This window comes from Clostridium sp. (assembly GCF_036639235.1).
Classification (GTDB): Bacteria; Bacillota; Clostridia; order Clostridiales; family Caloramatoraceae; genus Clostridium_AB.
The window spans coordinates 26,828-39,743 of the sequence record NZ_JAVWJB010000003.1 but is presented as its reverse complement, the minus strand read 5'-3'; the positions used below and the strand labels follow the sequence as shown (position 1 = coordinate 39,743).

Genomic DNA, 12,916 nt, shown 5'->3' with positions numbered 1-12,916 from the left:
AGGGTATTGTCAACCTCTGTTATAAACTCATAGTTAACAATACCCTAATTTATACCTACTAGGGGTATAATCTTAGTAAAAAAATTATTTAATTATTTTTCCTTTGTATTCCATAGTTCCACCTGCTAAATTAACAACATTGAATCCACTTGAAGCAAGAAATCTACATATTCTAGCACTTCTCCCTCCTGAGTGACATACAATATGATACTCCTTAGACTTATCTAAATAATCATCTGCAAACTCAATAAGCTGCTTCATAGGTATATTCTTAGCACTTGGTAAGTGTCCTCTATTATATTCATCCGGCTCTCTTATATCAATAAGAGCTAAGTCCTCTACTATAGAATCAATTTCATTAACATTAAGATCTTTGTACTGGGCTCCATTAATTTTATTATTCATAATTACCTCCTATAAAATTAAAGCATATCTTATTTTATTCACTTAATATATTTTTTGTCAATGAAAAACAATTATTTATCTAACTACATTATAAATTTTAAAGACAAATATTGTATTTTAATTTATAGTTATATTATAAGGAAGTAAAGGGGGGTACTAATTTGACAAAACCTAAAAAAATTCTATTAATTATATTAGTTGTAGTAACAACTGTAACTTTTATAGGACTATATTTTATTGCAAACTTTTTTTATAATCTAGCCCTTAATCCTAATACACCTAAGGATATGGTTTTTAATGATGGTGGACTTAAGGAGTCTTCAGTTGTAGTTAATGGCTATACAGACAAGCAGTGGCTAGAAAAAGCCTCAAACAAAAAGGAAATTAATATAAAATCATTTGATAATTTAAATCTATATGGGTATGAAATAAAGCCTAAAAAAGAAAGTAATGTGTGGGTAATTTCTGTTCATGGATATAATAATAGTAGTAAGAATATGGACACCTATGCAAGGCAGTTTAACTATTTAGGATATAATGTGCTTCTTCCTGATTTACGTGGCCATGGCAAAAGTGACGGAGAGTATGTCGGTATGGGATGGGATGATAGACTCGATATTGTAAAGTGGATAGATTATATTACCTCAAAATATAATAATGCCGAAATCATTCTACATGGAGTTTCAATGGGAGCTGCAACTGTTATGATGACAAGTGGGGAAAACCTTCCAATCAATGTAAAGGGAGTTGTTGAGGACTGTGGATACACTTCTGCATGGAATCAATTCTCATATCATCTTAACAATAAATTTAATTTACCAAGCTTCCCTATACTAAATGCATCTAATTTACTAGTTAAATATAGAGCAGGCTATTCACTTGATGCTGCATCTGCTGTTAAGCAAATAGAGAAAACTAAACTACCTATGTTATTTATTCATGGAGATAAGGACGACTTCGTTCCATTTGAAATGGTAGATACACTTTATAATGCACATAGTGGAGAGAAAGAAAAACTAATAATAAAAGGTGCTGAACATGGTAAATCGTCAGGGGTTAACCCTAGTCTCTACTTTAAAACAGTTAATAGTTTTATACAAAAATACACAAACTAAAATAAAAGGGAATGACATTTGTCATTCCCTTAATTTTATATATTAAGCTGCGCTACTTATTTCAAGCTTTTGTACTGTTTTAGTTAACAACTTACTTAAAGGAACTGCAATAATTAAGCTTGCCCCTCCTTGAATTAGGTTAGGTATTATTGCAGCAGCTGCTGGTATATAACCGTATAATATAGCTTCATATCCAAAGTAACCTACTACCATAACAAGCCCACCAATTAAGCAAGATACTATCGTACCTGTTAATGTACTCTTTTCCTTAATGTTCTCATAAATAATCCCACACACATATCCTTCTACAGCCTTAATTATTAATGTTGCAGGTGCATAAATTGCTGCTCCAAGTAAAATATCTGCAATACATGCTCCAACTCCCCCGGCTAAAGCAGCTCTTTTTTTCCCAAGAGAAATCGCCAGTGCAAATATCATAGCATCTCCAACATTAACATATCCTTGTGTTGATGGTATTGGTATTTTTATTACCATTGTACATAGTGTAACTAGTGCTACTCCTAATGCTGTCTGCACTAATATCTTAGTATTACTTCTCATATCTCTTCCCCCCTATAAATGTATGGATACAATTATAATCAATAATTTCTACAAATATAATACACTTTTAATAGGGATTGTCAATATAAAATTTAAAATATAAAGAAAACTACCTTAAAAAAATTAAGGTAGTTTTTATTAATTAAAATTGTTTTTTTTAAAATTATAGAAGCTCTTTTCTTAGTTCTGCTGCTGACTTTGGTGAAAGATATCCAAATGGTACGTCAAATACTGTAACAGCACCCTTCTTACCTTCTGCAGCCATTTTGTATATAGCCCTTGCATATGCAGTTAATACACTTGCAGTAAACTCTGGATTGCTTCCAAGTTCTAGTGAGAACTCAATCTTTTGCTTAGTGTTTTCACCAGTAATACCTGTTCTAATAACAAATCCACCGTGTGGAATACCTGCATGGTTCTTCTTAAGCTCATCTTCTGATATAAAGTTAACTGTTGTATTGTAATCTGCAAAGTAGTTAGGCATGTTCTTAATTTCATCTTGAATTCTATTAAGGTCAGCACCCTCTTCTGCAACAACATAACATACTCTTTCATGCTTTTCTCTTGTTGTAAGTTCTGGATTACTTCCGCTTCTTACTAGTTCAAGGGCTTTATCTGTTGGAACTGTGTACTGAATACCGTTCTTAACTCCCTCAACTCTTCTTATAGCGTCTGAATGTCCTTGACTAACTCCCTTACCCCAGAAAGTATACTCGTTACCAACTGGTAGTACTGAAAGTGCAAGTAGTCTATTAAGTGAGAATAGACCTGGGTCCCAACCTACTGAAATAACGCTTAAATTTCCACCTGACTTAGCTGATGCATCAACACTATCAAAATACTCAGGTATCTTAGCATGTGTATCAAAGCTGTCTACAGTGTTAAACATTTTTGATATTGCTGGTCCTTGCTCTGCAAGATCTGTTGCTGAACCACCACAAAGGATCATTACATCAATTTTTCCTTTGTATTCTTCAATTTTTGAAATATGTACCATTTTTGAACTAGCTCCATCTACTGTTGAAACCTCTCTTCTTGTAAATATAGCTACTAGTTCCATATCAGGATTTTGGGCAATTGACTTCTCTACCCCTCTTCCTAAATTTCCATAACCTACTATTCCTATCTTCATTTTAAGCACCCTTACTTTCCTTGAGATTTTTATTTATGATTTATTTTACCACCTGATAACCCATAAATAAATATATTTTAACAAAATATAAATCAATAATTATTATTAAATACATTATAATATTATTGATATCTGTTTTCAACTTTGCTTATAATTTAGTATTGTATAACAAAATAACTTAAAAAGTAAAGTATGTTTTTTTATATACAAATTGGTTAAAAATAAATTAGGGGATAGTAATTAATTTACTATCCCCTAATATGTAGAGTATATCAGCACGCCTCCAACTTGAAGGCTATAACTTTTGGATTTTTTTATTTTGTATATGTAAATGTTTTCTCTACCTATATAAGCATTTAAAGGATGTTGCCTTTTCGGTATAGAAATCAATTTCCTACTATTATATATAAGTTTAATATGATTATTTACATGAAATGTTTTAGGTGGATAATAATCACTACTTAGTTCCTTATACAATAGTAGAGCCCTTCACATATAAAAACAAAAAATCCTCCTAAATTAGGATTAATATAAATTCAATCCAATCTAGAAGGTAATAATCATAATTTACGGCATACCAAAAAATAATAGTTTTAACTATCTTTTTTGCAAATTATAATTCTAATCCTTTCTAAATACGAGAGGCACCTTCGTTTCCAATAGCACCCATTGGCATATAACCATAACAAAAGCCTTAGGTTAGTCAGCTCGGACTGAATATTTTATGTAGTATAAATTAATACTACATTTACAAAAATTATATTACCTTATTAAATATATGGCAATATATTATTTAAAATATAACCCTATCTTTGTGTGTATATTGAATATATGATATTATTAGTTGATAAATAATAATACAAAACCCCTATTGAAAGGTTGATTAAATGAATTTTAAAACACTTGGAATAAATGATGACGCAGTTAGCGTCCTTAAAAAACACGGAATAAGCACTCCTACAGAAATTCAGTGTGAGGCTATAATTCCTATTAAAGAAGGCAAAGACGTTATAGGTGAGGCTCAAACTGGTACAGGTAAAACCCTTGCTTTTTTACTACCTATATTCGAAAATATTAACACTAATTTATCATACCCACAGCTACTTGTATTAACTCCAACACGTGAACTGGCACTTCAAATATCTAAAGAATGTGAGAAGTTTGCTGAATACAGAGGTATTAATACACTAGCTGTATATGGTGGACGTGATGTTAATCAGCAGCTTAAAAAGCTTACAAGGGGAGTACATGTTATAGTAGCTACCCCTGGAAGACTAATAGATCATATTAATCGAGGAACTGTTGACTTATCTAAGGTTAAGTCTTTTGTTATAGATGAAGCTGACCAAATGCTTCTTATGGGATTTAAAAATGATGTTGAAAAGGTAGAGCGTCAACTTCCAAAGAAGCGTCAAACCCTATGCTTCTCTGCAACCCTAAATTCAGACGTTAAGAAACTTGCTTATAGATATACAACTGAACCTATAAATGTTTCCGTTGAATCTGAAGAAATAACTTTAACTAATATTAAGCAGGAAGTTGTAGAAACAAGTGACCGTCACAAGCAGGACTCTCTTCTAACAGCACTTAATGAAGATAATCCTTTCCTAGCTATTATCTTCTGTCGTACTAAGCGTCGTGCTGATGTTCTTGAAGAAGCTATGAAAAGTAAGGGTTATAATTGTGATATTATCCATAGTGATATAAAGCAGTCAAAACGTGAAAGAATAATTAAGTCATTTAGAGATGCTAAGCTTCAATACCTTATAGCTACAGATGTTGCATCAAGGGGACTTGATATTGAAGGTGTTAGTCATATATATAACTATGACATGCCTGAAACTCCCGAGATATATATTCATAGAATCGGTAGAACAGGAAGACGTGGGGATACTGGTTATACTTGCCTTTTTGCAGCTCAAAAAGATATGAGATTGCTTAAAGACATAGAAACTGCTATAGAATACAAAATACCAAGAAGAGAAATAACTCTATAAATAAAGGACGTATGGAATTTCATACGTCCTTAAGTGTTTTTGGATATTAAAAAAAGGTTATAGCTAGGCTATAACCTTGAAAAACTCGTTATTAGTTGTTTCTTTGTTGCTTTCTTGCTCTTCTGCAATCTGGGCATCTAACTGGATCGTTTTCGAATCCTTTTTCTCTGTAGAATTCTTGCTCTCCCTCAGTGAATACGAATTCTGATCCGCAGTCTTTACATACGATGTTCTTATCTGCCATTATAATTACCTCCATATAAAGATATCCCGTAATGAACTACCCTTAAAATGGAATAGTGCTCGTTACTCAATCTTTAATTTTATTTTGTGGTTATCCACGTAAATTATTATAACACTTTTCTTTAAAATATACAATACCTAACCAAGAGATTTTTGTAGTTATTATAATATTTAGAATTTATAATTTTCTCCATATCCGTAGTTTTCAACTACATAATCTATATCCTTATCACCTCTACCACTTAAGCATACTAATATAGAACCTGTCTTTCTATTTTTAGCTTCCCTCATAGCATATGCAAGTGCATGGGAGCTTTCTATAGCAGGTATAATTCCCTCATATCTTGAAAGCTTAAAGAATGCATCAATTGCCTCCTCATCGCTTGCTGTATCATATTTTATTCTACCTATATCTCTTAAAAATGCATGCTCTGGTCCAACTGATGGGTAGTCAAGTCCACTTGCAATTGAATACACTGGTGCTGGTTCTCCCATATCGTCCTTAAGCATAATACTTTCGAATCCATGCATAACACCCTTACTTCCATATGTCATGCTAGCTGCATGGTCCCCTAAATTTGACCCTTTACCTAAAGGTTCTACTCCACATATTTCTACTGCCTCATCAAGGAATGGTATAAACATACCTGCAGCATTACTTCCTCCACCAACACAGGCACAAACCATATCTGGTAGTAACCCTGTCATCTCCTTAAATTGATCCTTAGCTTCATATCCAATTACTGATTGGAAGTCTCTAACCATTAAAGGGAATGGGTGTGGTCCTAGTGCTGAACCTATACAGTATATAGAATCTTTATAATTTTGTGCATATGACATAAATGCAGAATCCACTGCTTCCTTAAGGGTCTTAAGACCATGTGATACTGGTACTACCTTAGCACCTAGAATCTTCATTCTTGTAACATTAGGTGCTTGTTTTGCTATATCAACTTCACCCATATGTATTTCACATTCAAGTCCAAAAAATGCTGCTGCTGTAGCAAGTGCTACACCATGCTGCCCCGCCCCTGTTTCTGCAATAAGTCTCTTTTTACCCATAAACTTAGCAAGTAATCCCTCTCCCATACAATGATTAAGCTTATGTGCTCCTGTATGATTAAGATCTTCTCTCTTTAAGTATATTTGGCAATTTCCAAGTTGTCTCGAAAGACGCTCACAGTGATATACTGGTGTTGGTCTACCTTGAAATTCTTTTCTTATTCTTCTAAGTTCACTTATAAACTGTGAAGAATGACATATTGTTTGGTATGCATTTGCTGCCTCTTCAAATGCTGGTATTAATTCTTCACTTAAATATGCCCCACCATATTCACCGAATCTACCATTTTTATCTGGATAATTTCTTAAATAAGTTCTAAAATCCATATTACTTCCCCCTATTTATATGTTTTTACCTCTATTGGTATTTTATCACTTGACCCTTTTTATATCAATAAAACTAAATATATCCACAACCATTATATAATAATATCTATATAGCCTCTTCTATAGAATTAAAGTCTATTACTCCATTATTTATATTAACCCTAGCTTGTCTTTTAGAATCCGTTAACAGTCCCTTTTTAGCATCAAATTCTATAGCAGCTGCACCTAAAAAACCTTCTAGTTCACTGTTAATTACTATACCTTCTTCACTACTATTTAACTTACATGAAATGCTCATAACACTATTAATATTATTTATTAAAGTATTAATATCCATTCCCTGCTCCTTAGATAATAAAAATGCCTTAAGTGAAACTAGCTTCTCTAAGTAAACACTTTCACCCTCTGAAATAAGATTAACTAAAATAGTATTTAATTCTATATTCTTATATGTAATTCTGTCCTCTTCCTTAACAATCTGAAGATATTCAGTATTAACACTAAACTGCTTACCTATTTCCTCAATTAAATTTACACTATTAAGATTTCTTAAATTCCTTTTTACCTTACCCATATTACCCTCCTTAATAATTTACTTTACTTATTTAATTATATTTTGTATCCTAAATAAAAAACAGGTGATAATTATGAAAAAATATATTAAACGTAAAAACAGCTCTAATGAGAATATCCACCTTAAATATGAAGATGATATATATTTAGTTAAGGTTATATTCTCACATGATATAACCAATATAGATCCACTATATACCCTTGTAATTAATCATAAAAAAACAGGAAAGATAAAAACCTATACACTAGGCAATTTCTCCCCTGTACGTAGCCATAATGAGCTTAATAGAATTGAGGTTAATTCCTCTACCCTAAGAATTCTTCCAAAAATCATTAATACTAATGTGTATAATCAGGATGAAAAATACTTAAAAGGATATGCCTTTTGCTTATAGCAAAGGCATATCCTTTGTTTTACCATGCTTTTTCTATTCCACCATCAACGAACTTAATTGCACCTTCTTTAAGTAGTCTTCCAACTGCTCTTTTAAAGGCACCCTTACTCATTGCTAATTCTCTCTTAATATCCTCAGGGTCACTACTATCATTTAAGTATAGAGTTCCAAAGTTAGAGTCTATCTTATCAAGTATAATCTTAGCATCTACTTCGATTTGCTTCTTAGTTGGCATTCTAAGACTAAGTTCTAACTTACCATCTTCTCTAACCTTCTTAATTCTAACCTCAACTTCGTCTCCTACCTTAGGAGTACCGAATAATTCCTTATTAAGAATAAGTCCTTGGTATTTATTATCTACTGCCACAAATGCACCTATTGTAGATAGCTTAATTACGGTTCCCTTAACCATATCATTATCCTTATATGGTGATTCACAGCTTAAAAGGTCATATACCTTCATAGTAGCACAAAGTCTACCCTGCTTATCAACATATAGCCCAACTAAATAGCTATTTCCAACAGCAATACTATCTACCTGCTGCTTAAACGGTAGGAATAAGTCCTTCTCAAGACCCCAATCTAAAAACGCTCCAATTTTAGTGTAGTCAACTACCTTAAGTACAGCAAGATCCCCAATAACTATCTTTGGAGTTCTAGTTGTTGCAATATCTCTATCCTCTGAGTCTTTGTAAACAAAAACCTCTATATCATCACCTATATTAGTTCCTCTTGGAACTTGTTTCTTAGGAAGTAGTACAACTTCATCCTCGTCTTCACATCCAAGGAAAACCCCAAAATCAGCTTCTCTAATTACTTTTAAAGTTTGTATTTCTCCAAGTTTTATCATTTTCAATACCTTCTTCTTTTTATTTCTTATCCTTATTATATACCATAAACCATAATATAATAAAGCGGCATAAAATAAAAGACAGTATTATTAGAAATATCCATCTAATAATACTGCCTTAAAGCATAGATACCTACCTAATAAATATAATTATTTACCAGCGTATTTCTGCTTAACTTTGTCTATTTGCTGTGCATCTACTTGTTCTGTTGGATACCATCCCTTAGCAGCCATAGCATCATATATATCTGCTTGCATCTTAAGAGTATCTGTAAGTGCACTATTAAAAGCGCTACGAACATTAGCTGAAGCCGATTCTATTGAACCATGAAGGTATAAATCAGCAGCTCCCTTAGTTAGAAGTAGCAGATTTTCCATTATCTTCTTATCATCCATACCTATATACCTCCTTATAATAATTGCATAAACTTAGAGAAAATCTCTTGATGTTTAGCGTTAATTTGTGTAACTAAGTTCTGTAAACTTGCATCTTGTAAATTCCCTTCACTTGTCTTACACTTCATAAATTCTTCATGACCAAGTGCATCTGCAATATAAAGTAATTCTTTTGGACTCATTACAATCACCTCCAACACTAGTATGTGGAGATTAACTAAAACTATACTTTAAAAAGAGTGTATACCTAAAAAAGAGTCGAAGATAATACTTCGACTCTTTAAAAATCTATGTTTAATAATATTACTTTAAACCATATTAAATTTCTCTTAATCCATTATTTTACAAATATTATTTGTAAGCTCTAATGGATCATCGATAGGTAACCCTTCTATTAATAACCCTTGGCTATATAATAGGTTAGTGTATAAAGAAAGCTTATCCTTATCGTTTTCAAAAGCACTCTTTAGTGAATTAAACACCTCATGTGAAGTATTAATTTCTAGTACCTTTTGAGCCTTAACATCTTGCCCATCAGGCATAGCATTTAAAACCTTCTCCATTTCTATTGAAAGCTCGCCTTCACTTGCAAAGCATACAGGGTGTGACTTAAGTCTAGTTGACGCTCTAACACTTGAAACCTTTTTTCCAAGTATCTCCTTCATAGCCTCAAATAGCTCCTTATTGTCTTCCTTGTTATCTATCTCTTCACTACCCTTAATATCTAAGTCATTACTTGAAATTGATTTAAATTCCTTATCCTTATAACTCATCATCATTTTAATAGCAAATTCGTCGACATCGTCTGTAAAGTATAGAACCTCATATCCCTTATCAAGAATAAGTTCCATTTGAGGAAGTTTTTCTATTCTCTCTATAGATTCACCTGTAGCATAGTAAATATACTTTTGCTCCTCACCCATTCTCTCAACATATTCTGAAAGTGAAGTAAGCTTCTTCTCCTTAGATGAGTAGAACATAATTAAATCCTCTAAAACATCCTTATTGCTACCATATTCACTATAAATTCCATACTTAAGATGTCTTCCAAATGAGTTATAGAATCTTTCGTATTTTTCTCTTTCGTTTTTCATAAGGCTAAGAAGTTCTGACTTAATCTTAGTCTTAATATTTTTAGCTATAAGTTTAAGCTGTCTATCGTGTTGAAGAATTTCACGTGATATATTAAGTGAAAGATCCTCTGAATCAACAACTCCTTTAACAAAGCTAAAATAATCCGGAATAAGATCCTTACATTTTTCCATTATCATAACAGAGCTTGAGTATAGTTCTAGTCCCTTTTCATATTCCTTAGTGTAAAAATCAAATGGTGTAGTTTCTGGAATATATAGTAGTGCATTATATCTTACTGCACCGTCAACACTTAAATGAATATGTTTAACTGGTACATCAAATCCAAAACGCTTCTCCATGTAGAAGTTATTATACTCCTCATCCTTTAGCTCTTTTTTGTTTTTTCTCCAAATAGGAACCATACTATTAACAACAGTTTCCTCTACAACATCCTCATATTCTCCCTCAGCATCAGCCTTTGGTTTTGATGAAGTTATATCCATCTTAATTGGGTATCTAATAAAGTCTGAGTACTTTTTAATTATTCCTCTTAAAGTATATTCATCTAAGAACTTTTCATAGTCCTCATCTTCACTACTCTCCTTAACCTTAAGAATAATTTCTGTACCTACTTCTTCCTTACTACATGGTTCTATTGTATATCCTTCAGCACCAAAAGACTCCCATTTATATCCTTCTTCACTATCTATATTTCTTGATAGAACAGTAACCTTATCAGCAACTAGAAATGCAGAGTAAAATCCTACTCCAAACTGACCAATAATATCATGTCCATCCTTAATTTCATTATCCTTTTTAAACTTAAAAGAACCACTCTTTGCAATAACACCTAAGTTATCATCAAGGTCCTCCCTAGTCATACCAATACCAGTATCCTTAATTCTAATTTCCCTTTTATCCTTATCTACTGATATTTTTATAAAGTAATTATCCTTATTAAAGCTTATAGATTCGTCTGTTAAAGCCTTATAATAGATTTTATCTATTGCATCACTTGCATTAGATATAAGTTCCCTTAAAAAAATCTCTCTGTGAGTATAAATTGAATTAATCATAAGGTCTAATAGTCTTTTAGATTCTGCCTTAAATTCCTTTGTTTCCAAAATAACCTCTCCCTTCAACCTTAACATTTGTTAGCACTCTTAACTTTTGAGTGCTAAATACTATATTAAATTATATATCATACCCACAATTATATGTCAAATATTTTCACTTAAATTGCAATATGTGAATTTAAATATTTTGATATTGTTTCCTCTATAAGCTGTTGACCCTTTTCATTTGGATGTATTCCATCTTCACACATAAACTCTCTATAATCCCTTTGCTTTAAAAACTCTGAACGTATATCAATGTAGATACAATTGTTTTGAAGTGCTACCTTAGTAGCTGTTAATGAATATAACTCTTGGTAATGTGCTATAGTCTGCTTATCCTTAAGCCACATTAATACATTATCCTTATTTAATCCATTTTGTGTAACCCAGTTAAAGTATCTTTCAGAGTCTATTGGAGGAAGGGATGTTACTGCAACCTGTATTCCCTTTGACTTAATTTCTGAAATTATTTCATTATAAACCTTCTCAAATATATCTATTGGAGTATTTGGAATATGCTCTCCTTCTGGATTAATAGAAACCTCACACCATCTGTGATCACAGTCATTTCCACCATATTCAAGTACTACTAAATCACACTCCTCATTCTTTCTAAGCATAGCCTTTATCTCCCTAGCACCCTTTAATATTGTTCTTCCAAACTTAGACTTATTATTAACACATATATTGAATTTTTCCTGTAACTTTTGTGCTATATTCTCCTTCATTGAATAGTAAGTTTTCTTGCTACTGTCTAGAATAGTTCCCCTTAAAATTGAATCACCGTATACATAAACACTATTTATCATATCAAAAACCTCCATTAAGTTTATATTTTCACTTTATATAATTATTATATTTATTATATCTAGTTTTTAAAACTAGTATACATATTTGACATTAATACGTCAATAGTTTATCATAAAACTATAATAAGTTTTTAAAAAAAGGAGCAGTGATTATGAATAATACAGATAAATTAAGTGAATATAAAATGTGGGCAGAAGGAATAATAAGTCATCAATTACCAAGGTGGAATGAACTTCCTGAAATCGATTACTATATGGACCAAGTAATTGAATATATGGAGCAGAAACTTTCCTTTTTCGTTATAGATGATGCTTCAAAGCTTATTTCACCATCTATTGTTAATAACTACGTTAAACAAAAACTTATACCATCACCTAATAAGAAGAGATATTCAAGGAATCACATTGCTATGCTATTAATCATATGTATTCTTAAGCCTACAATGGCAATTGGTGATATTCAAAGTCTTATTAACTCACAACTTGAAAAGGATGATCTTGAAACTGTCTATAATAGATTTTGTAGCAACCAAGAGGATATTTCTAAGGATATTTTCGACAAAGAACCCGGATTTTTGACAAATTTAAGTGATGATAGTTTAAGTCTACTTTCAATGAATATGTCAATTGAGTCTAATATTGCCAAACTCCTAGCAGACAAGATTGTTTACCTACTTAAGGTAACTAAAGAAAACAGTGATTCTCAGCAATAATATTTCTATTTTGTCCTTATTTATAAGACACATTTTGTCTATTTATGGGGAAAACTATTTATTTACAAATTTCGTCATCTTCCGTTAAAATGTAAATGAGTACAATATTTAAATATTTTGTAATATTTACAAGTGGGAGGTAAAAA

Annotated in this window: 15 protein-coding genes and 1 riboswitch; of the genes, 4 read left to right on the top strand and 11 right to left on the bottom strand. The window is 31.8% G+C overall.

Translation table 11 applies throughout. The features are described 5' to 3' along the window. Positions 1-84: 84 nt before the first annotated feature. A complete protein-coding gene (locus RR539_RS01530) occupies positions 85-405 on the bottom strand; it encodes a rhodanese-like domain-containing protein (RefSeq protein WP_332472920.1) in 321 nt (106 codons plus the stop codon). Positions 406-566: 161 nt separating this feature from the next. On the opposite strand from RR539_RS01530, the gene RR539_RS01525 reads away from it, so the two are divergent. Continuing rightward, positions 567-1,520: an alpha/beta hydrolase gene (locus tag RR539_RS01525; protein WP_332472919.1), complete on the top strand. Its 954-nt coding sequence runs from the start codon at positions 567-569 to the stop codon at positions 1,518-1,520. Between the two features lie 42 nt (positions 1,521-1,562). Here RR539_RS01525 and RR539_RS01520 read toward each other — a convergent pair whose 3' ends face one another. After that, entirely contained in the window at positions 1,563-2,081 is a 519-nt protein-coding gene (locus RR539_RS01520) for an ECF transporter S component (protein WP_332472918.1), read from the bottom strand. A 163-nt stretch (positions 2,082-2,244) separates the two neighbouring features. After that, entirely contained in the window at positions 2,245-3,213 is a 969-nt protein-coding gene (locus RR539_RS01515) for a diaminopimelate dehydrogenase (RefSeq protein WP_332472917.1), read from the bottom strand. A gap of 608 nt (positions 3,214-3,821) precedes the next feature. Beyond that, a riboswitch (molybdenum cofactor riboswitch) is annotated at positions 3,822-3,939 on the bottom strand. A gap of 161 nt (positions 3,940-4,100) precedes the next feature. Between RR539_RS01515 and RR539_RS01510 the strand changes: the two genes are divergently transcribed. After that, complete coding sequence (locus RR539_RS01510; protein ID WP_332472916.1) at positions 4,101-5,210, top strand: DEAD/DEAH box helicase; 1,110 nt, start codon at positions 4,101-4,103, stop codon at positions 5,208-5,210. Between the two features lie 91 nt (positions 5,211-5,301). Here RR539_RS01510 and RR539_RS01505 read toward each other — a convergent pair whose 3' ends face one another. The 3 genes from RR539_RS01505 to RR539_RS01495 all read right to left on the bottom strand — a co-directional run bounded on the left by RR539_RS01505 (position 5,302) and on the right by RR539_RS01495 (position 7,416). Continuing rightward, positions 5,302-5,454 carry a zinc-ribbon domain-containing protein gene (locus RR539_RS01505; protein WP_332472915.1) on the bottom strand — a complete coding sequence of 51 codons (153 nt, stop codon included), beginning with the start codon at positions 5,452-5,454 and terminating at the stop codon, positions 5,302-5,304. Positions 5,455-5,624: 170 nt separating this feature from the next. After that, the gene (gene trpB, locus RR539_RS01500; RefSeq protein WP_332472914.1) at positions 5,625-6,842 is read right to left on the bottom strand and encodes a tryptophan synthase subunit beta; all 1,218 of its coding nucleotides are present in this window, start codon (positions 6,840-6,842) and stop codon (positions 5,625-5,627) included. A 106-nt stretch (positions 6,843-6,948) separates the two neighbouring features. Continuing rightward, positions 6,949-7,416: a hypothetical protein gene (locus RR539_RS01495; protein WP_332483344.1), complete on the bottom strand. Its 468-nt coding sequence runs from the start codon at positions 7,414-7,416 to the stop codon at positions 6,949-6,951. Positions 7,417-7,489: 73 nt separating this feature from the next. Between RR539_RS01495 and RR539_RS01490 the strand changes: the two genes are divergently transcribed. Next, entirely contained in the window at positions 7,490-7,810 is a 321-nt protein-coding gene (locus RR539_RS01490) for a hypothetical protein (RefSeq protein WP_332472912.1), read from the top strand. 19 nt (positions 7,811-7,829) lie between these two features. Here RR539_RS01490 and RR539_RS01485 read toward each other — a convergent pair whose 3' ends face one another. The 5 genes from RR539_RS01485 to RR539_RS01465 form a co-directional block, all read right to left on the bottom strand. After that, positions 7,830-8,660: a CvfB family protein gene (locus RR539_RS01485; RefSeq protein WP_332472911.1), complete on the bottom strand. Its 831-nt coding sequence runs from the start codon at positions 8,658-8,660 to the stop codon at positions 7,830-7,832. A 150-nt stretch (positions 8,661-8,810) separates the two neighbouring features. After that, positions 8,811-9,056 (bottom strand): spore coat protein, encoded by a 246-nt coding sequence (locus tag RR539_RS01480; RefSeq protein ID WP_332472910.1) that lies wholly within the window; start codon positions 9,054-9,056, stop codon positions 8,811-8,813. A gap of 14 nt (positions 9,057-9,070) precedes the next feature. Further along, on the bottom strand, positions 9,071-9,238 hold the full coding sequence (locus RR539_RS01475; RefSeq protein WP_332472909.1) for a hypothetical protein: 168 nt from the start codon (positions 9,236-9,238) through the stop codon (positions 9,071-9,073). Between the two features lie 147 nt (positions 9,239-9,385). Further along, positions 9,386-11,254, bottom strand: a complete 1,869-nt coding sequence (gene htpG, locus RR539_RS01470) for a molecular chaperone HtpG (protein ID WP_332483343.1) — start codon at positions 11,252-11,254, stop codon at positions 9,386-9,388. 110 nt (positions 11,255-11,364) lie between these two features. Then, a complete protein-coding gene (locus RR539_RS01465; RefSeq protein ID WP_332483342.1) occupies positions 11,365-12,057 on the bottom strand; it encodes an SGNH/GDSL hydrolase family protein in 693 nt (230 codons plus the stop codon). 152 nt (positions 12,058-12,209) lie between these two features. Here RR539_RS01465 and RR539_RS01460 point away from each other — a divergent pair, with 152 nt between their 5' ends. Next, positions 12,210-12,770 carry a DUF1836 domain-containing protein gene (locus RR539_RS01460; protein WP_332483341.1) on the top strand — a complete coding sequence of 187 codons (561 nt, stop codon included), beginning with the start codon at positions 12,210-12,212 and terminating at the stop codon, positions 12,768-12,770. Positions 12,771-12,916 lie beyond the last annotated feature (146 nt).